The sequence below is a fragment of the Nitrosopumilus sp. S4 genome (assembly GCF_054515835.1).
Map to the genome: position 1 here is coordinate 1,291,634 of NZ_CM137258.1, position 17,844 is coordinate 1,309,477.

The 17,844-nt window shown below is 34.0% G+C and carries 26 protein-coding genes; 10 read left to right on the forward strand and 16 right to left on the reverse strand.

The window, feature by feature from the left end; translation table 11 throughout:
- The first annotated feature begins 21 nt into the window (after positions 1-21).
- The 4 genes from ACX119_RS07635 to ACX119_RS07650 are packed head-to-tail and all read left to right on the forward strand — an operon-like array spanning position 22 to position 1,968.
- Entirely contained in the window at positions 22-345 is a 324-nt protein-coding gene (locus ACX119_RS07635) for a 50S ribosomal protein L18e (protein WP_459350682.1), read from the forward strand.
- Entirely contained in the window at positions 338-802 is a 465-nt protein-coding gene (rplM, locus tag ACX119_RS07640) for a 50S ribosomal protein L13 (RefSeq protein ID WP_459350683.1), read from the forward strand. Before ACX119_RS07635 ends, rplM begins: the two co-directional genes overlap by 8 nt.
- Positions 799-1,248 carry a 30S ribosomal protein S9 gene (gene rpsI, locus ACX119_RS07645; protein ID WP_459350684.1) on the forward strand — a complete coding sequence of 150 codons (450 nt, stop codon included), beginning with the start codon at positions 799-801 and terminating at the stop codon, positions 1,246-1,248. The genes rplM and rpsI overlap by 4 nt, the downstream gene beginning before the upstream one ends.
- A gap of 3 nt (positions 1,249-1,251) precedes the next feature.
- Positions 1,252-1,968: a nucleotidyltransferase family protein gene (locus ACX119_RS07650; protein WP_459350685.1), complete on the forward strand. Its 717-nt coding sequence runs from the start codon at positions 1,252-1,254 to the stop codon at positions 1,966-1,968.
- Here ACX119_RS07650 and leuD read toward each other — a convergent pair.
- From leuD to ACX119_RS07670, 4 genes are read right to left on the reverse strand one after another with little or no spacing between them, the layout of a single operon-like run.
- A complete protein-coding gene (gene leuD, locus ACX119_RS07655; protein ID WP_459350686.1) occupies positions 1,946-2,530 on the reverse strand; it encodes a 3-isopropylmalate dehydratase small subunit in 585 nt (194 codons plus the stop codon). The genes ACX119_RS07650 and leuD overlap by 23 nt on opposite strands.
- A gap of 1 nt (position 2,531) precedes the next feature.
- Positions 2,532-3,947 carry a 3-isopropylmalate dehydratase large subunit gene (gene leuC / locus ACX119_RS07660; RefSeq protein WP_459350687.1) on the reverse strand — a complete coding sequence of 472 codons (1,416 nt, stop codon included), beginning with the start codon at positions 3,945-3,947 and terminating at the stop codon, positions 2,532-2,534.
- 1 nt (position 3,948) lies between these two features.
- The gene (locus ACX119_RS07665; protein WP_459350688.1) at positions 3,949-4,440 is read right to left on the reverse strand and encodes a LeuD/DmdB family oxidoreductase small subunit; all 492 of its coding nucleotides are present in this window, start codon (positions 4,438-4,440) and stop codon (positions 3,949-3,951) included.
- The gene (locus ACX119_RS07670; RefSeq protein ID WP_459350689.1) at positions 4,437-5,708 is read right to left on the reverse strand and encodes a 3-isopropylmalate dehydratase large subunit; all 1,272 of its coding nucleotides are present in this window, start codon (positions 5,706-5,708) and stop codon (positions 4,437-4,439) included. The genes ACX119_RS07665 and ACX119_RS07670 overlap by 4 nt, the downstream gene beginning before the upstream one ends.
- A 203-nt stretch (positions 5,709-5,911) precedes the next feature.
- Between ACX119_RS07670 and ACX119_RS07675 the strand changes: the two genes are divergently transcribed.
- Genes ACX119_RS07675 through ACX119_RS07685 form a run of 3 tightly spaced genes read left to right on the forward strand, consistent with a single transcriptional unit; the run spans position 5,912 to position 7,492 of the window.
- Positions 5,912-6,076 (forward strand): hypothetical protein, encoded by a 165-nt coding sequence (locus tag ACX119_RS07675; protein WP_459350690.1) that lies wholly within the window; start codon positions 5,912-5,914, stop codon positions 6,074-6,076.
- A 39-nt stretch (positions 6,077-6,115) separates the two neighbouring features.
- Positions 6,116-6,886 carry a coenzyme F420-0:L-glutamate ligase gene (locus ACX119_RS07680; RefSeq protein WP_459350691.1) on the forward strand — a complete coding sequence of 257 codons (771 nt, stop codon included), beginning with the start codon at positions 6,116-6,118 and terminating at the stop codon, positions 6,884-6,886.
- Positions 6,887-6,940: 54 nt separating this feature from the next.
- Positions 6,941-7,492, forward strand: a complete 552-nt coding sequence (locus tag ACX119_RS07685) for a hypothetical protein (RefSeq protein WP_459352014.1) — start codon at positions 6,941-6,943, stop codon at positions 7,490-7,492.
- A 1-nt stretch (position 7,493) separates the two neighbouring features.
- On the opposite strand, the gene ACX119_RS07690 is transcribed toward ACX119_RS07685, so the two are convergent.
- Positions 7,494-7,823, reverse strand: a complete 330-nt coding sequence (locus tag ACX119_RS07690; protein ID WP_459350692.1) for a hypothetical protein — start codon at positions 7,821-7,823, stop codon at positions 7,494-7,496.
- Between the two features lie 106 nt (positions 7,824-7,929).
- Between ACX119_RS07690 and ACX119_RS07695 the strand changes: the two genes are divergently transcribed.
- On the forward strand, positions 7,930-8,463 hold the full coding sequence (locus tag ACX119_RS07695; protein WP_459350693.1) for a hypothetical protein: 534 nt from the start codon (positions 7,930-7,932) through the stop codon (positions 8,461-8,463).
- Here the strand turns inward: ACX119_RS07695 and ACX119_RS07700 are convergent.
- From ACX119_RS07700 to ACX119_RS07715, 4 genes are read right to left on the reverse strand one after another with little or no spacing between them, the layout of a single operon-like run.
- The gene (locus ACX119_RS07700) at positions 8,456-8,890 is read right to left on the reverse strand and encodes a hypothetical protein (protein ID WP_459350694.1); all 435 of its coding nucleotides are present in this window, start codon (positions 8,888-8,890) and stop codon (positions 8,456-8,458) included. The genes ACX119_RS07695 and ACX119_RS07700 overlap by 8 nt on opposite strands.
- Before the next feature lie 46 nt (positions 8,891-8,936).
- On the reverse strand, positions 8,937-9,899 hold the full coding sequence (locus ACX119_RS07705) for a 2-oxoacid:ferredoxin oxidoreductase subunit beta (protein ID WP_459350695.1): 963 nt from the start codon (positions 9,897-9,899) through the stop codon (positions 8,937-8,939).
- Positions 9,889-11,799, reverse strand: coding sequence for a 2-oxoacid:ferredoxin oxidoreductase subunit alpha (locus tag ACX119_RS07710; RefSeq protein WP_459350696.1), 1,911 nt, complete (start codon positions 11,797-11,799; stop codon positions 9,889-9,891). The genes ACX119_RS07705 and ACX119_RS07710 overlap by 11 nt, the downstream gene beginning before the upstream one ends.
- A gap of 42 nt (positions 11,800-11,841) precedes the next feature.
- A complete protein-coding gene (locus tag ACX119_RS07715; protein WP_297591690.1) occupies positions 11,842-11,988 on the reverse strand; it encodes a hypothetical protein in 147 nt (48 codons plus the stop codon).
- A gap of 51 nt (positions 11,989-12,039) precedes the next feature.
- Between ACX119_RS07715 and ACX119_RS07720 the strand changes: the two genes are divergently transcribed.
- Positions 12,040-13,008 carry a 2-hydroxyacid dehydrogenase gene (locus tag ACX119_RS07720; protein WP_459350697.1) on the forward strand — a complete coding sequence of 323 codons (969 nt, stop codon included), beginning with the start codon at positions 12,040-12,042 and terminating at the stop codon, positions 13,006-13,008.
- Positions 13,009-13,204: 196 nt separating this feature from the next.
- Here the strand turns inward: ACX119_RS07720 and ACX119_RS07725 are convergent, their stop codons facing one another.
- Together ACX119_RS07725 and ACX119_RS07730 are read right to left on the reverse strand one after the other, a co-directional pair.
- Positions 13,205-13,576 (reverse strand): ChuX/HutX family heme-like substrate-binding protein, encoded by a 372-nt coding sequence (locus ACX119_RS07725; RefSeq protein WP_459350698.1) that lies wholly within the window; start codon positions 13,574-13,576, stop codon positions 13,205-13,207.
- Between the two features lie 26 nt (positions 13,577-13,602).
- Entirely contained in the window at positions 13,603-13,884 is a 282-nt protein-coding gene (locus ACX119_RS07730; protein WP_459350699.1) for a hypothetical protein, read from the reverse strand.
- An 80-nt stretch (positions 13,885-13,964) separates the two neighbouring features.
- Here ACX119_RS07730 and ACX119_RS07735 point away from each other — a divergent pair, with 80 nt between their 5' ends.
- Complete coding sequence (locus tag ACX119_RS07735; protein WP_459350700.1) at positions 13,965-15,272, forward strand: NAD(P)/FAD-dependent oxidoreductase; 1,308 nt, start codon at positions 13,965-13,967, stop codon at positions 15,270-15,272.
- Positions 15,273-15,449: 177 nt separating this feature from the next.
- On the opposite strand, the gene ACX119_RS07740 is transcribed toward ACX119_RS07735, so the two are convergent.
- The 5 genes from ACX119_RS07740 to ACX119_RS07760 all read right to left on the reverse strand — a co-directional run bounded on the left by ACX119_RS07740 (position 15,450) and on the right by ACX119_RS07760 (position 17,752).
- Complete coding sequence (locus tag ACX119_RS07740) at positions 15,450-16,274, reverse strand: mechanosensitive ion channel family protein (protein WP_459350701.1); 825 nt, start codon at positions 16,272-16,274, stop codon at positions 15,450-15,452.
- Positions 16,275-17,054, reverse strand: coding sequence for a DUF432 domain-containing protein (locus ACX119_RS07745; protein ID WP_459350702.1), 780 nt, complete (start codon positions 17,052-17,054; stop codon positions 16,275-16,277).
- 77 nt (positions 17,055-17,131) lie between these two features.
- A complete protein-coding gene (locus ACX119_RS07750) occupies positions 17,132-17,290 on the reverse strand; it encodes a hypothetical protein (protein ID WP_459350703.1) in 159 nt (52 codons plus the stop codon).
- A gap of 33 nt (positions 17,291-17,323) precedes the next feature.
- On the reverse strand, positions 17,324-17,470 hold the full coding sequence (locus tag ACX119_RS07755; protein WP_459350704.1) for a hypothetical protein: 147 nt from the start codon (positions 17,468-17,470) through the stop codon (positions 17,324-17,326).
- Positions 17,471-17,536: 66 nt separating this feature from the next.
- Entirely contained in the window at positions 17,537-17,752 is a 216-nt protein-coding gene (locus ACX119_RS07760) for a hypothetical protein (protein ID WP_459350705.1), read from the reverse strand.
- Positions 17,753-17,844 lie beyond the last annotated feature (92 nt).

Consider the following 17,844-nt stretch of genomic DNA (forward strand, 5'->3'; position numbering starts at 1 on the left):
ACTAATCAAGTCGTTATACGCATGGCCAGAGATCTAAAAAAGGCATCAACTAAAAATGATGCTCCAATTTGGGCAAAATTAGCAGAATATGCATTAAAGCCATCAGTAGCACGAAGAGATATCAATTTGAAGAGAATTGCTCAGCTAACAAAGGAAAATGATACAGTGGTCTTTCCAGGAAAAGTACTAGGTACGGGAATCATCCCACACAAAATTACATTATGTTCATTTTCAATTTCAAATTCAGCAGCTAACAAAATCATTGAAAATGGTGGAAAACTAATTAATTATTCAGATTTAATTGAACAAAACCCAACAGGAAAAGGAGTAGTACTACTTGGCTGATCAAGAAACAGTTGTTAGAACAGACAGACCTATTGTCGTAGATGGTTCTAATCACATCGCAGGAAGACTATCATCACAAGTTGCAAAATTATTGATAAAGGGAAATAGAGTTTCAGTTGTGAATTGTGAAAAAATAATGATGAGTGGAACAAGAGGAAATCACATTAAAGAGTACAGAGAATTTTTAGAAATTAACAGTGTAATTAATCCAAAGCATGGACCTGTACATCCAAGAAGACCAGATACAATCATTGCAAAAATGATTCGTGGAATGTTACCTTATGATAGAAAACCATCAGGGAAATCATCACATCAAAGACTTAGAACATATATTGGTTCTCCAAAAGAATTAAAATCATTTGAAAAGATTCAGTTTGAAAAAGCTAAAATTAAAAGATCCCCATCAAACTATACAACAATGGGAGAATTAGGCAGAGTAGTAGGGTGGACTGAATGACAACTCCAAAAACCGAAATTTATTTTGCAACTAGAAAAACATCTAGTGCACATGTCTATATCACAAAAGGACAAGGCAAAGTTAGAATCAATAATGTACCAGTTGAAATGATTCCACAAGAAACTGCAAGAGAAGTAATTTTAGCACCATTGGAAATCACTGGAGAATTAAGAGATAAAATCGATATCTCAGTTAGAGTAAGAGGAGGCGGATTTATGGGGCAAGCAAGTGCTGTTGCAACAGGAATTTCAAGAGCACTAATTGGATGGACTAAATCAAAGAAAGATCCAAAAGATCATCCATTCCCAAAATCAACTAGAGAAGACCTAAGAAAGCGTATCTCAGAATTTGATAAATATCTGATTAGTGGAGATGCCAGACAAAAGGAACCAAAGAAATTTGGCGGACCTGGTGCTCGAAGAAGAAAACAAAAATCTTACCGTTAGACTGTGAAGGCTGTAATTTTAGCAGGCGGCAAGGGAACCAGAGGAAAACCATATACTGAATTCTTTCCAAAGGCAATGTCGCCAATTAATGGAATACCAGTAATTGATTATATTATAAAATATCTAAAGTCATTTAGTTTTGTAAAAGAGATAATCATTATTTCAGATTTTAATGGATTGGGAGGACAAATCAAAAATTATTATGGAAACCAAAAGGGAATTACATTTGTTCAAGATTCACAAAGTGGAACTGGAGGAGATCTTCTCCACGTTGAAAAAAATCTCAAGGGAGAATCAGAATTCCTATTATGGTTTGTAGATAATCTATGTGCAATTGATCTTAAAGAGATGAAGCAAGTCTTCAAAGATAAAAAAAGTACAGCGTGTATTGCAACAAGAACAAGAAGAAAGGAGGAAACAGGATTTGCAATAGTAGAAGATGGAATAATTAAAGAATTCAAAGAAAAACCAGTAATGAAGTTGCAATTATCAGAATGTCTGGGGATCTATATGCTAGATACTCAAATTATTAAAAGAATTAAAAAAACAAAGCAAAGAGAGGTCAATTTATCATATGATATTTTGCAGAAATTATCAAAGGAAGGAAAAATTAGTGCTTATGACATTAAAGATAGAGAATGGATGGATGCGGAATCTCCAACGGTTTTAGAAAGAAATGAAAAAACCGTACAAAAGATCATAAAACAGATGGGACTTTAGAATTCTTTTCAAATTCAGTTATTTTATCCTCATATTGATAAGTTTGTGCAATATCATCTAGTCCCTCTAAAAGAATTTTTTTCATGTGAGGATCAATCTCAAAATGAATTTCATCAGATGTGGTTTTGATGGTTTGATTTTCAAGATCAATCTCAACAGGATTAGTTTCTTGTTGGAGTCTCTCAACGAGTTTTTCATCCAATGAAATAGGCAAAACACCATTTTTGAAACAATTACTAAGGAAAATATCTGCAAAAGAAGGCGCAATTATCACTGAAAAACCATAATCAAGTAAAGCCCAAACCGCATGCTCTCTACTAGAGCCACAACCAAAATTATCACCGGTTACAAGAATTTTGGAATTATGATATTTTGAATCATTTAAAACAAAATCAGTTTTTGGATTTTCATTTTCATCATACCTCCAATTATAGAACAAAAATTTTCCAAATCCAGATTTTTGAACTAATTTTAAGAATTGTTTTGGAACAATTTGATCAGTATCAACATTTACCTTATCAAGAGGCGTCACAATGCTTGTTACTTTTTTAAAAGAATCCAATTTAATTCAAATCCAATTTTCGAACATCTACAAAATGACCGTGAATTGCTGCAGCAGCTGCCATTACAGGGCTAACTAAATGTGTTCTACCACCAGTTCCTTGTCGCCCCTCAAAATTTCTGTTTGATGTACTTGCACACCGCTCACCAGGAGATAAAATATCAGGATTCATTCCAAGACACATGCTACATCCGGCTTCGCGCCATTCAAAATTTGCATCAACGAAAATTTTATCAAGACCCATCTCTTCAGCTTGTTTTTTTACCATTTGAGAACCTGGAACAACCATTGCTCTAACATGTGAAGAAATTTTTTGTCCCTTAATTACTTTGGATGCTTCAATAAGATCTTCTAATCGGGCATTAGTACATGAACCAATGAATACTCTATCTATTTTGATTTCTTCAATTGGAGTACCTGCTTTAAGGTCCATATAGTCAAGTGCTTTTTCTGCACCCTTTCTTTGATTAACATCTCCTTTTGAGAATTCTTCAGGAGTTGGAATTGATTCAGTTACATCACATGTCATTCCAGGATTTGTTCCCCAACTTACTTGCGGTGCAATATCATCAATATGCAAAATGAATTGTTTTTCAAATTTTGCATCATTGTCAGTTTTTAGTTCATCTCGCCAATAATCAACAAGTGATTCATAATTTTTTGGGGCGTATTTTCGACCTCGAAGATATTCAAAGGTCTTCTCATCAGGGGCAATCAAGCCTGCTCTTGCACCTGCCTCTATGGACATATTACAAATAGTCATTCTTTGTTCCATGGATAGATCAGTGATTCCCTGACCACGATACTCTAAAACTGTGCCTGTACCACCTCCAGTTCCAATATTTTTGATAATAGATAGAACAATATCTTTTGCAGTAACAGCATGAGGATTCTTCCTTTTTCCCTCAACCCTAATTTCAAAGGGTTTAGGTTTCTCAAGCCAAATTGTTTGAGATGCTAAAACATGTTCTACATCACTTGTTCCTATTCCAAATGCAAGTGCACCAAAAGCTCCATGAGTTGAAGTGTGACTATCACCACAAACTATAGTGCTACCAGGTAAAGTGATTCCTAATTGCGGACCAATAACATGAACTATTCCCTGGTTTGGACTATTGATTCCAAACAATGTAATTCCAAAATCATTACAATTTTTTTCTAATGTTTGAATCTGGATTGCAGATGTTTGATCTAATATTGGAAGTGACCTATCATTGGTAGGAACATTATGATCCATTGTCGCAATAGTTAGATCAGGTCTACGAACTTTACGATTATTCATTCTTAATCCATCAAAAGCTTGAGGAGATGTTACTTCATGAACTAAATGTCTATCAACATAAATCAGTGATGGACCACTATCATTCTCAACAACAGTGTGTGAATCCCAAATTTTTTCAAAAAGAGTTTTTCCCATTTCAATCCTGGTCTGGTTTGTATTTGAATAGACCGCCAGCTGCAATTATCTTTCCAATGATCTCAGAGAAAGGTTTCATTTTGTATGTTTGATTTTTGGTGAGATTAGTAATTTCATTTTTTGAAACATCAATGTCAATTTCGTCACCCTCTGAAATTCCATTATAAGCATCTTCATCTATTTCAATTGGCAACAAGAAAGCCCCGTCTACTGCATTACGATAAAAAATCCTTGCAAAGGATAATGCAAGTACTGCCTTTACACCAGAATGAGATAATGCAATTGGAGCATGTTCACGAGAAGAACCACATCCAAAATTTTTCCCAGATAAAATAAAATCACCTTCTTTTACTTTAGAGTGAAAATCAGGATCAAGACCCTCCATTGCATGAGTGGCAAGTTCTGCATAATCATGTACTTTGAGATACTGACCAGGAATAATCACATCCGTATCGATGTTATCTTGTGCGTATTTTATGACATTTCCCTTCATTTCAAATCCCTCGGATCAGTTATTTTTCCAGTAACTGCTGAAGCTGCGGCAACTAATGGAGATGCAAGGTAAGTTTGAGATTCTACGTGTCCCATTCTACCTGGAAAGTTACGATTTGTAGTACTAATACAGATTTCATCTTTTGCCAATACACCCATGTGAGCACCACAACATGCACCACATGTTGGTGGACCAACTGTAACACCGGCATCTAAGAAAATTTTCAACAATCCATTTTCCATTGCACGTTGATAAATGGAAATAGCAGCAGGTAAAATTTCAGTTCTAATCTTGACTTTTCTTCCTTTGAGTATCTTTGCAACAGATTCCAAATCTTCGTATTTTGCACCTGTACAAGAACCAATGTATGCTTTGTCTAATTCTACTGAAGGAGCTTCTCTCACTATTGAAATATTTTCTGGAGAAAATGGTTTTGCAACAATTGGTTCCATTTCAGATCCTTCATATTCAAAAGTTTTTGCATACTCTGCATCAGCATCACCCTTTATCAAATTCAAATTGGTGGCTCCTCTGCTTGTAAGATAATCCACAACTTTTTGATCTGGTTCAACAATTCCATTTTTTGCTCCTGCCTCAGTAGTCATATTACACAATGTCAATCTGCTCTCAACTGACATTTCATCAATACCAGTCCCTCCAAACTGCATTGTTCTATATGCGCCACCATCAGTACCAATATCTCCAATAATTTTCAAAATAAGATCTTTGGCCATTACATGTTCGGGGAGTTTTCCATTTAGTTTAAAGTAAAAAGTCTCTGGAACCTTAAACCATATTTTTCCATTCAACAAAACATAGGCAACATCAGTATGTCCTAATCCACATGCAAAGGCGCCAAGTGCACCGGTGGTATTTGTGTGAGAATCACCACCAACATAAACATCACCAGGTCTGACCATTGCCTCTTCATGGGATAAGGTATGGCAAATCCCATATTGACCCATCCCATATTTGAAATGTTTCTCAATTCCGTAATTTTTTGTAAAGTTTGATAATTTTACGATATTTTCAGCTGATACCTTTTCAGCTGAAGGAACAAAATGATCTTCAGCAACCCAAACTTTGGTTGGATCCCATAATTTATCAACTGAAATTCCTTGCTTCTTTAACTTGTCAAAGACCTTGATTACACCAGGTCCTGAAACATCATGAACCATTACTTTATCGACATTAGCAAATATTACATCATCAGGTGAGACTTTGGATTTTCCCGAATTCTTTGCTAGAATCTTCTCTACTATGTTCATAATCAAAAAAGCTTGTAATACAGATTAAAAGCTTTCAGATGTGGTAAGAGGAATAAAATGAAAATTGTTCAGGGATTAGTATGATAGATCCAAAATCTACAGTAATTATATCATAATGATTTAGAATTTCTGCTAATCACCAGGTATTTCCAATTTTGGAACATTTATGATAATATTATTAATCAAAAATCAAAAATCAAGTTATGAATATCTGTGAAGACAGATACGAACCAAAATACAAGGTAACCTACAAACCAGCAAGAGGCGGTAAACACACTCCTGAGTGGTTAGTATGCGAAGCATGCGTCAACAGTAAAAACTATTTTGGAGATAATGAGATAATTGAATCCGTAGAAATCATAATATGATTTCACAACAATAAAAAAGAAAGGAATTTGTTAAAAAATGTGCAATTAACTGTTTTACCACTTTTGGCAGAAAGAAAGGTAGGAAGTTTTGACATTTTTGAAGAATTAATGCTGACATTAGAAAGTAATAATGAAAGGTTGCAAGATGGCGATGTCATAGTTATTTCAACAAAATATGTCTCAAACGCCCAAGGAAGAATAATAGATCTTCATAAAATAAAACCATCAGTAAAAGGAAATACAATTTCTAAAAAATATCTGTTAAAGCCTGAGATTGCCGAAGTAATCATTAGAGAATCTGATAAAATATTTGGAGGAATAGGAGGTTTTGTTATAACATCAGCAGATAACATCATGGCTCCAAATGCTGGAATAGACAAATCTAATGCAAAAAAAGGCAAAGTAATTCTATATCCATTAAATCCATATCTCATTGCAGAGCAGTTACGCAGAAAGATTTTCTTAAAGTTGTTAATTCATGTAGGGATTATTCTGGTAGACAGTAGATTAATGCCAGCAAGAATCGGTACATCAGGGGTTGCAATAGCATGTGCAGGTATTGAACCAGTTTTAGATATGCGGGCAAAAAAAGATCTTGACGGAAATCCTCTAAAGGTAACATTTCAGGCAGTGGTGGATAACTTGGCTACAATTGCAAATCACAAAATGGGAGAGGGTGGAGAATCAAAACCTATTGCAATTGTTAGAAATTCAGACTCAAAGCTTACTGACCGAAAAATAAACCCCACAGAGATGGCAATAGCACCAGATCAGTGTGTGTATGTGAGAGGATTGTCAAATCCACCATAGAAACAATATTTTTTGGGTTCGCCTTTAAATAGAGGTTTTTTGGTGGACAGAATAATGGAGTATCTTACAACATACCCAAAAACAGTTTCATTTCTTGATGGATTAAAACATAGAATTCATGTTGATAATAAAGGAGTAGAGCAGCTGCATATTGTTGTTAAGAAGAGTTTTGAAGAATTATTGAAAATTTTTACAAGTGAAGGGTTTACCAAAGTAAAATTTGAACACAAACAACCCGGACAAATTGGCAATGGTTTGAATTTAAAATTAAAAAAACCATGGGAGATGCATGTTCGAATGGTTGATTTGAAAAAAGGATTGATAGGAATTCATGCCGAAGTAGAAGTATCAAGGGATTATCTACAGCATTTATTCTCACAAAGAACACCTGTTGTCTACGAAGTAGAAGAAATTCTAAAGAAATACCAAGTAGATTATAGTATTTGGCATGGTAAAATAAAGAAAAACATTCATGCAATTGTAGATAATTACAAGGTAAAGCTAGCTACTCCAAGCATTCCAGTTTTTGCATGGAAACCAATGCTATTTGTCATTGGTACAATTGCTGCATTTTATGGTTGGAAGTATTTCAATACTATTTGGTAGATTAAACACCAAGAGATTCTTCTTTACTTAATTCCAAGAACACTTTGTCTCCAACTGAGAGACCCATTTCTTTGTACTCATGCATTTCAAGCTTTAATTGAGTTACCCCACCTGCTTGCATACCCATTCCCCCCATGCCACCAAGCATCTTGTTGAGATCTTTCATCATGTCATTCATGTTTGTGAATCCCATGACTTTTGGACTTCCAAAAGGAGATGGCTGAGTTTGATTCCCTTCTTTTAGATCTTTTAATGAGGATAACGAGACAATTACATAAGGAGCCCCATCAGGTGCAGAATCAATACTTCTAACTACAAATTCTTTCTTCATATCTAACATTACTTGTACTATCCATATAATTTTAATTTTAAGGTCAAATTAGGCCTATTTGTGAGTGATTGAAGCTTTAATTACAATTTTTGTTCGTTTTAATTCATTGTCAGAGAATTTGAAAACAACATTGAGATATTATGGAATTTCTCCATGGGAAATTGAAGTTCTCTATGGTTTTCTCAACTCTCATTTTACTATAATTCAAGATGAAATTGAGGCAAATGATGAGCATTTTGTTAGTTCTCTAGATATGGATATTCCTCTTGCATTTAATCAAGAGTTTTTTCAGTGGTTTGATTATAAAAGGTGGGAGAAAGTAAAATCAGTTTTCAAAGAAATGAAGAGAAGAAGAGGTGCAGGAAATGCACTAAGAATTCAAATCAATTTTTTTGGCAATCCAAAAATTGTTTTTGCAATTGATATTGAAGATAAAGTGTGGTTTGATAATGCAATAGAGAAGATAGATTTTGTTTTAGAGTTATTACCATACCATTTGGATCCTACAAAATTGCCATCAGACATTAATGAGATAGTTTACAAGTTTGATTCGCAATCAGTAAGATGGAGATTAAACACTGCTTTATCTGAAAATAAGAAATATACTTTCAGAGGAGACACTTGGAAAGAAATCACTTGAGATCCTTTTGAAGTGGTTCTAGTAATTCATGAAGTTCCTGATATTTTGATTCTAAAAACTCCAAGGCATCATCTAATTTTTTAGACTTGCCATATTTGTAACGGATTAACTCACGATGATGCCAAAAAGTTTTTCCGTCTTCAACTGATAGAGTCGTAAAGTAATCAGTTCCAATTAGATTATCAGGCAATTTAACTTCATGAGGAAATAACATATCAACAATAAACCACTCATCACCATCAGGATAATCAGAACCAGTCTCAACATCAAAGAATATGTGAAGCAAGTCCGACTGCATAAGGCCATCATAATTTATTGTAGGATGTTTGACCGGTGATTTTTTAAAATCTAAATTAACCAATTCAGGCTCAAAGAAGCCTTTGATAATTGATTTTCGAAATATTCTATTTGCATCAGTTATGTTCAACAGGAGAATAATCAAATAACTAGTCTATAACTTGTTAGGTGGCACACTAAACTTCTAAAGAATCAAGAATTTCTGAAACATCGGTTGTAGGTAAGCCGTCTTTAGAAATGGTTTGAGATGCAGGGGGATTCTCTAAATAGTTTGGAATCTTATCTTTTAGACGAATTTCATAAGTAGATATGAGTTCATTTTGATAAAAGATACCAGTTGGAATTTTGTCTCCCCACTCTAAGGATTTTATCATTGCCTGAGAGATTTTTTCATTAACTTCAGCCTCCTCCCCATAGTGAACCCTTGGTTCAAAATGAGTATCTTCTAACTTGTAAATTCTAGAATGTCTTTCCATAGATTCTTTTGCTAAATCAACACCAGCATACCAATCTCTTGTGTTTAGATCATTGTATGTAGGGCATGGTTGCAACACATCAAGAAATGACAGACCCTTATGCTTTACAGCTTTGACTATCAAATCCTTAAGGTGTCTTACATCATATGAGTAACCTCTTGCAACAAATGTAAAGCCACTTGCAACTGCCAATCCTATTGGATTAACATTGTAATTGGTATTTGGAGAGGGTAGTGATTTTGTTTTCTCACCTAGTTTTAGAGTAGGAGAGGCCTGACCTTTTGTTAATCCATAAACACCATTATCAAAAATTATGTAAGTCATATCCACATTTCGTCTTCCAGCAGCTACAAAATGACCAGCTCCAATCCCTAAACCATCACCATCACCTCCAACTGCAACTACTGTCATGTCAGGATTTGCCAATTTCCCACCCTGAGCAAAAGTGAGAACTCGTCCATGCAAGGTATGAACACCATATGTGTTAATGAAATGAGACGTCTTTCCAGAACAACCAATTCCTGAAAATATTGCTGCCTTGTCTCTTTCAATTCCCATCTCAGCAAGGGCCATTTGTAGTGCATTGACTATTCCAAAATCACCACATCCTGCACACCAATCATTGTGAACATCTGTTTTGTAATCTGCAAGCTTAAGCGCCATGAGTTAAAATCTCCCGCTTTTCAGCTTTGTTCTCAATAATCTTCTTTATAGAATCATAAATTTCAGTGCTTGTCATGCCACGTCCAGTGTATTTCAAAATATAGTAATCAATTTCTCTTGATATGTTTTGCTTGAATACTTTTCCAAACTGTCCTGAATGATTTGCTTCAATGTCGATGAGTGTTTTTGCATCTTTTAGAAGAGATTTCACGTATTCTGCAGGGAACGGATTAAGAAGTTTAATTTGCAAAAATCCAATGTCAATTCCTTCTTTTTTTAGCATTTTTTGGGCATCAATAATTGGTCCCTTAGTTGATCCCCATGAAATTATTGTATATTCATGAATGCCAAAAGATACGGCTTGCTCTTCATCAGGGATTTTTTCTAAAGCAAGATCTAATTTGGACATTCTTTTATCCATCATCTTGATTCTGATTTGAGGATCTTCAGAAATATGCCCATACTCATCAGACTCGTCACCTGTATTCCAAAAAACACCATTATCCATTCCAAGTTTTGAGCGTGGAGAAATTCCATCATCAGTAAATGCAAATCTCTTATACTCACCTTCAATTTTATCAAGTAATTTTCCCCTATCAATGGAGACCTTGTTAGGATCAAATTTTTGACATGTGACCACGGAACTTGAAAGAAATTTGTCCATCATGTGAATTACAGGCATTTGATAAACATCTGCATAATTAAAGCACCTTCCAGTATCATAGAAGCTTTCTTCAATATCACCAGATGCATATACTATTTTAGGAAAATCTCCATGTCCTGCAAATATTGAAAATAGTAAATCATCTTGACCATGTCGAGTTGGAAGACCAGTGGACGGACCACTTCTTTGATACAATGTAAGTACAATAGGGACTTCATTAATTCCAGCCCAACCTAATGCCTCAGTCATCAATGCAAATCCAGGACCTGATGTAGAAGTTGATGAACGCACACCAGTTAATGCAGCACCAATCATCATACCAATTGCAGAAATTTCATCCTCTGTTTGAATTACTATTGTAGAACCAGGTCGTTCATTTTGAACTTGCAAGATTTCATTGGATTCTAAATAGACACTTTCATCAGATGCAGGAGTAATCGGATAGTACGATTGAAATCTACAACCAGAAACCATTTTTCCAATGGATGTTCCAAAATGTCCTTGTACCAAAATTGTGTTTGGTTGTTTTGAAATTCCAGGTAAATTATGTTCAAAGTTTTCAAATTTTTCAGTTGCATATTTGTAGGAAAAAGTTGCTGCTTGTTTGTTTATCTCTGCAACGAGAGGTTTTTTGGCAAATATAGAATCAATTGATTTGAGTAATGAATCAGGAGGCATCTTAATGAGTCCCAAAGATAATGACACACCAATTACATTATACATTCTAACTAATCCACGCAGTTTTGGATTATTGGTTTCTTCAGAGAGTTTTTCAAGAATAGATTTGAAGGAAACAGGATAAATTTTTACGCCTTTCTCTTTTGCAATCTCAAGAACACCAGAAATAGTAAATGGTTTGTTTTTGGATTCGAGGAATTTGTGTAATCTTTCTTTGAATGGTAAATCTAATGTATGGACTCTGTCTGTATCAACATTATCTAATTCTGAATCATAAATGATTCCTCCATTTGATGAAACTTCATCAAAATGACGAAATATTGTTTCAGCATCAAAGGATGCCATTAACGTCACTTCATTAAGATTAGAATGGATTTTCTCATCAGAAACTCTAACTGCAAAGTAGCTGTGCTCTCCTTTGATATTAGAGTAAAATTCTCTTTTTCCAAATATGTGATATCCCATTTCGGCACATACTTTTGAGAACACATTTGCACCAGACTCTACACCACTACCTTGTGGACCTCCAATTAACCAAGTAAAATCAGTTGAACTCATAGTTTGTCATCACCAAAAAGCATACTAGCACAAATATTTACTCTAACCACCCGTAGCGGCATCAAATAATGCACATTCACATTTATCACGTTCACCACAATAAGGACATACACATACACATTTTTCAATGGAGTTTCCACATTCTACACAAATAGCAAATTCTTCTTCCTCATTAACATTTGAAGACATGTTAGTTTAACAAGGAAATCGTATAAATGGTTTGAGATAATTCTCAGAGTTATGAAAAAGAGAGTCTTTCTAACTAGAAGACTACACAAGTTTGCATTAGATGAATTAAAAGAAAAATATCATATCGAAGTTCATTCAGGCAAAATACCCATTTCAAAAGCAAAACTTTGTTTTAAAATCAAGGATATTGATGGGTTGATCTGTTTTCCCTATGACAAAATCGACAGAGAAATTATTGATTTAGCAAAGAACCTAAAAGTGATTAGTACATACAGTGTAGGTTTTGATCATATTGATTGGAGTTATGCAAAAAAGAAAAAGATCAGGGTAGGCTATACCCCAAAGGTGTTAACAGATGCAACTGCTGACTTGGCTTTTGCTTTGCTAATTGATCTTCTAAGAAGAGTTTCAGAAGGAGACAGAATAATCAGAGAAGGTAGATGGAGGGAAATTTATGGTGCATATGATTATGTAGGTGTTGATTTACAAGGAAAGACTTTGGGAATTTTAGGACTAGGAAGAATTGGGTCAACTCTTGCAAAAAGAGCCAAAGCATTTGGAATTAATGTAATTTATCATAACAGAAATAAAATTTCCAAATCAAAAGAAAAATCTTTGGGAGTAAAATATGTCTCATTTGAAAAGTTAATTTCTCAAAGTGATATTATTTCAATTCATGTTCCCCACACTTCTGAAACTGAGCATATGTTTAATCTGAAAATTTTTAGAAAAATGAAAAAATCTTCATTCATAATTAACACATCAAGAGGAAAAGTAATCAGTGAGAAAGATCTTGTCATGGCTTTAAAGAAGAAAATAATTGCAGGGGCAGGAATAGATGTGTTTGAATCAGAACCAATTGGAAAGAATCACCCACTAACAAAATTAGATAATGTTATTCTTGCACCCCACATTGGAAGTTCCACAAAAGAGACAAGAGCAAAAATGGCCGAAATCACCGTAAAGAATCTAAACCTAGGAATAAATGGAAAAAAACCGATCTATTCGGTTGGATATTGATTTTCACGCATAAGTTTGCCTTAAAAGAAATGTGCAGTTTTTATATCTAAATTACAATCTAAAATTAGATTGAAAAAATTCAAACATACAAATGAAGAATTAGAATTAGCTAAAGTACAATCTGAAAAAGAAAAGAAGAAGAAAGAATTACAAGAATAACATTTTTTCTCCTTGTCTTTTTCAGACAAGGTTTTTTTTAAAATTTAATTGTAGCAGGAAATTTTTCCTTCAAATCATCGTAAATATTTTTTCTTTGTGAAAGTATAGTTTTATTCTCATCATACATTTTTGTAAAAAATGCAGCTAAAACTCTTTCATTGGCCTCATTGAAAAATCTCACACTAAAGCTAGTTCGTTCTGGTTTTTCTTCTTCAACAAACTTTGCAGATTTTATTAATTCTGAATCAACATGCATGTGTGCAGGGCCGTCATTTTCGCCAAGTGTAATCCATTTTTCTTTCTGTTTTATACTAAGGGGGCTTCTAACCTCGCTTGTGACCCCCTGATTTTTGACAATAAACAAGACGTCAGGAATTTTGACTAGATCAGATAATAATTCAAAAAGCAATAACTAGTACTGATTGTGAAATTATTTCAATTTTTAGATCTATTCATGTCAATTTGGACAAAATCATCAGCATCGCCATGAATGCAATCAGTTCCAACTGCTTTTACAGGTGAAAAACTGATTTTTCCTTCATGAATTTTTCCTTCATTTTGAAGAATGCTAATTTTTCCTGAGACTATTTGTTTATGTTTTTCACATGTAACGCCTACCATGTATTCATCCTTTTCTGCAACAATTGAAACAATGAACTCTGGAGGATTAACACATTGTTTCCCTTCTTCCATTACAGAGCACTGATCAGGCAGCATACAGAAATTCAAGTCATATCAGATATTAATCTTGATTGTCACATATTCAATTTAATATCAAGCAAAGTCAAGTATAACAAATGACTCATAATTTTGATATTGTAATAATTGGGGGAGGAATACTTGGAACATCCATTTCATATTTTCTATCATTTCTAAATAAATCAAAAAAGATTGCAGTAATTGAGCAAGCACACAATGTTGCATTTCATACTAGTGGAAGAAATACGGGAAAAATCCATGCTCCATATCTATACAATCCTGAAAAGAAGAAAATGTTTGCAAAAGCTGCTTTTCATGGATATGATATGTGGGAAGAATATGCAAAATTGAGAAATCTGCCTTTTAAAAAAGACGGAGTTTTAGAAGTTGCACTTGATAGCAAAGGAATCAAGGTTCTAGAGAAATATCTCAAATGGGGAAAAGAGAACGGATTAGAAGAAAATGACATTGAACTAGTAAACAAAGAAGAGTTAAAAAAAATAGAACCCGAAATAAAATGCGAGGCAGCTCTAAATGTTCACAGAGATGGTTCTGCAGATTATTCAGAATACACCAAAGCAATAATGAAAGACAGTAAAGAAAACGGAATTAAGTTTCTGTTTGATAACAAAGTCACTGAAATTAAAAAAGAAAATGACAAGTGGGCAATTACATTAAATAATGAACACAAAATAAATGCAAAATTTTTGATCAATGCTGCAGGAGGAGAAGCAATGGATGTTGCTCATTCGTTAAATGTTGCAGAAAAATTGACTGATGTTCATTTTAGAGGAGAATACTGGAGAGCACCACAAGAGTATCATCACTTAACAAAAACAAGTGTATATTCAGTTCCCGAATATCCAGACTATCCATTTTTGGATCCTCATTGGATTATTCGAGTGGATGGAAATTGTGAGATTGGACCTAATGCTGTTCCTGTATTTAGCCCATATGGATACAACAAGGCAGAAAATATCAAAGAGTTCGTTCCAAAGATGTTGGAGATGCTAGGGTCTGGTGCAAGAAAGGCAATCTTTGATAAGCAATTTCAGGAATTAGCATTTAGCGAGATACAGTCATCAATGTCAAAATCTGCAATGATAGACAGAGTGCGAAGATTTTTGCCAAAAATTAATGCAGACAAGATTACCCAAAAAGGAACTGCAGGCATTAGATCTTCAGTAATTGATGATAACGGAAAATTTGTTCCAGACGTAATTTTGATAGATGATGAAAAGTCATTTCACATTCTAAATTACAATTCTCCAGGCGCTACTGGAGCTTTACCATTTTCAGCCCACATAGTAAATCATCTAATGGAATCAGGGGATTTAGAATGTGATGAGTCAGATGCGCAATGTGGACCATGGAGATTTTCAGAGATTATTGAAAAAATATCATAGAGTCAGATAGGCTCATCCATTCCACAATTGATGCATTTTCTCTTATCTAAGATTAAAAAATAGGCAAAATTGTGAATGAATCCTTTTTTGCAATCCAATAATGCAAATTAATTCTCTATGGCATTAAGATGCAAGTCGAAATAAGTATCGATCTAGATGTAATTTCTTTGTTCAGAGTCATGCGTTATTTTCGGCTTTGCCTTGCCATACAACTCTTTGAGGGAATGGGATTTCAATTCCTTCATCATCTAGTGCATTTTTGATTACTTTGAGTAAATTGGGAACAACTTCAGTTAAATCATCACGTGGGTGCCAGACTCTAACTAAGATGTTTACACTGTTATCTGCAAGCTCTGAAATCCAAAACTGAGGAGCTGGCTCCATTAATGCAAATTCAACGTTGTTCTCAATTGCAGTTTTAATCACTTTGATAGCTTTATCAATATCCTCACCATATCCAATTCCTACTGAGACATCACTACGCCTTACCTCAGAGAGGATAAAGGATCGAAGATTAGATGTAAACATCTTTTCATTAGGTATTCGAACTACTGTTCCATCAAATTGTTGAATCTTTGATGAGAATGTGCTAATATCAATTAATTTTCCAGAGACACCTGAATCAATAATTTCAACATTGTCTCCTTGTCTTACTGGTTTCTCAATTAGTAAAAAGACGCCTGAGATCATATTGGAGACTACAGATTGGGCTGCAAATCCAATTACAATTCCCATAAACCCGGCTCCAACTACCAGACCACCTAAATCAATTCCCTGACTTGCAGTAGCAGCTAAAAGAAATATGATAATTATTCCATAGTAGATTAATTTGTTGAGTGTTTTTACCGTGTGAACTGGCAGGTTTGGAGCAAATTTTTTGTTAAAGATCATTCGAACTATTCTTGCAACAATTACTCCAACTGCCACTAACAATCCAGTAATTAGCAAACTCCAAACTGTAACTCCTTCCATAAGTTGAGTCTCTAGAATTTCAAAAACCATCTAATCAAACCCCCTATCCATTGTAAAGGTGACTTTTTCTTTAGAGGAATACGAAACAAGTTTCCATTCACCCTCTTTGTTGGTAAATTCATTTCTAGCAATATCAATTACATTTTCTCCAGGGCTACTTTTTACAATTCCAGATACATCATCAATATGAACCTCAGAGGAGTCATTTAGGTAATAGATGTTAAAATTAGTAATTGGAAAAACAAGTTTCCCTATTGTAATTCCAGTATCCAATTCATTGGTAATAGATACCCTCATTTTTGCAAAAATGTACGGGTAGGATTCATCTTTTTCCAAGAGTTTTACTTTGGAATACATGCAAAGATTACCTTTTTCAGGCGTACCATACAAAGCAAATCTTGAATGCATTGGCTCACAGGTAAAACAATCAAAGAGATCTTTTGTTCCATCACTTTGGTTGATTATGTAGATTCCAATTTCGATTGGGAATTGAATTAGTATGTTTATGTTAGATTGTTTTTCTGCAAAAATTGATTCTGCTAATCGAAGAAAGATCAAATCGTTTGTTTTTTTTGCAGGAAGATGAAGAGGAAGAATAGGACACATCTCAATTTTGATGTTTCCATCTGATTTTGGAATTGATTTTCTAATTTCTTGATTTTTAGAATTTTTTCTATAATATGAGAATCTATTATCAGATTTTTTTTCAATATTAATTTCAGTTTTAGGTAATTTTAATTCTAATTTATCAGATATTGAATACTCCCCATATCCAGAATATTTCTCATCATTTGTTGTAATTGTAGTCATGTGTGCACTCAAATGGAGAGTGATTTTTTACGAAATATTAAGGAATTGGTGATAAATTTGGAAAATAGTGTTGATTACTACATTTCCAACATGATTACTGATGTGTAGATTATTTTTCCATCAGGCAACACAACAGAAGAGAGTTTGATGTCATGTACTTTTCTTTTTTGAATACAGTTGTTAATCAGACTATCAAGTTCTGAAACACTTTCTGATTGAACTACTTCAACCTTCATAGATTATTTTCGCTCCTATTGATTAAGTATAATCTACTTGAATTCCTCAAGTAGGTCTTGGTCTTTGAAGATCCATGACAACCCAATCATGTCTGTTGCACTAACTGAGAGAGGGTTTTTGGCCTCACTTTCAATCAGGGATTGGCTTGGTTTATCAAACTTGTATTGTATTATTTGCATGAGTTACCTTAGGTGGAGGATTATATCATAATACCAGATACTTTGTGGTATGCTATTTTGATAGGTTTAGATTTTTAATTTGCCTGATTCAAGACCTTTTTTAACAATTACAATTAACTCTTCAACAGTACATTCTCTTAGTGAATTTGGTAATGAATCAATTTCAAGCGAATGTAGTTTATGGATTTTTTTTCTTACCAGCATTTTTACAATACCGGGTACATCATTTTCGATTTTTGAACCAAGATGATTTAAGATCTCATCAATTTCTTTTTGGTCCATAATTCTATCTGACTTGGGATAAATTAACATCTTTGGATTATTAATGGATGATATTATTTTTTGAACACTTTTTGATAACTATCCTCTAAATA

What these genes read in the sequence shown, in the direction of transcription:
- ACX119_RS07705 (WP_459350695.1), bottom strand. Translation starts at nt 9,899, where the DNA reads ATGGCGCTTAAGCTTGCAGATTACAAAACAGATGTTCACAATGATTGG.
- ACX119_RS07720 (WP_459350697.1), top strand. Translation starts at nt 12,040, where the DNA reads ATGAAAAAGAGAGTCTTTCTAACTAGAAGACTACACAAGTTTGCATTA.
- ACX119_RS07715 (WP_297591690.1), bottom strand. Translation starts at nt 11,988, where the DNA reads ATGTCTTCAAATGTTAATGAGGAAGAAGAATTTGCTATTTGTGTAGAA.
- ACX119_RS07730 (WP_459350699.1), bottom strand. Translation starts at nt 13,884, where the DNA reads ATGCTGCCTGATCAGTGCTCTGTAATGGAAGAAGGGAAACAATGTGTT.
- ACX119_RS07635 (WP_459350682.1), top strand. Translation starts at nt 22, where the DNA reads ATGGCCAGAGATCTAAAAAAGGCATCAACTAAAAATGATGCTCCAATT.
- ACX119_RS07670 (WP_459350689.1), bottom strand. Translation starts at nt 5,708, where the DNA reads ATGAACATAGTAGAGAAGATTCTAGCAAAGAATTCGGGAAAATCCAAA.
- rpsI (WP_459350684.1), top strand. Translation starts at nt 799, where the DNA reads ATGACAACTCCAAAAACCGAAATTTATTTTGCAACTAGAAAAACATCT.
- ACX119_RS07685 (WP_459352014.1), top strand. Translation starts at nt 6,941, where the DNA reads ATGGAGTATCTTACAACATACCCAAAAACAGTTTCATTTCTTGATGGA.
- ACX119_RS07690 (WP_459350692.1), bottom strand. Translation starts at nt 7,823, where the DNA reads ATGAAGAAAGAATTTGTAGTTAGAAGTATTGATTCTGCACCTGATGGG.
- ACX119_RS07675 (WP_459350690.1), top strand. Translation starts at nt 5,912, where the DNA reads ATGAATATCTGTGAAGACAGATACGAACCAAAATACAAGGTAACCTAC.
- ACX119_RS07740 (WP_459350701.1), bottom strand. Translation starts at nt 16,274, where the DNA reads ATGGTTTTTGAAATTCTAGAGACTCAACTTATGGAAGGAGTTACAGTT.
- ACX119_RS07665 (WP_459350688.1), bottom strand. Translation starts at nt 4,440, where the DNA reads ATGAAGGGAAATGTCATAAAATACGCACAAGATAACATCGATACGGAT.
- ACX119_RS07760 (WP_459350705.1), bottom strand. Translation starts at nt 17,752, where the DNA reads ATGGACCAAAAAGAAATTGATGAGATCTTAAATCATCTTGGTTCAAAA.
- ACX119_RS07735 (WP_459350700.1), top strand. Translation starts at nt 13,965, where the DNA reads ATGACTCATAATTTTGATATTGTAATAATTGGGGGAGGAATACTTGGA.
- ACX119_RS07750 (WP_459350703.1), bottom strand. Translation starts at nt 17,290, where the DNA reads ATGAAGGTTGAAGTAGTTCAATCAGAAAGTGTTTCAGAACTTGATAGT.
- leuC (WP_459350687.1), bottom strand. Translation starts at nt 3,947, where the DNA reads ATGGGAAAAACTCTTTTTGAAAAAATTTGGGATTCACACACTGTTGTT.
- ACX119_RS07710 (WP_459350696.1), bottom strand. Translation starts at nt 11,799, where the DNA reads ATGAGTTCAACTGATTTTACTTGGTTAATTGGAGGTCCACAAGGTAGT.
- ACX119_RS07745 (WP_459350702.1), bottom strand. Translation starts at nt 17,054, where the DNA reads ATGACTACAATTACAACAAATGATGAGAAATATTCTGGATATGGGGAG.
- ACX119_RS07755 (WP_459350704.1), bottom strand. Translation starts at nt 17,470, where the DNA reads ATGCAAATAATACAATACAAGTTTGATAAACCAAGCCAATCCCTGATT.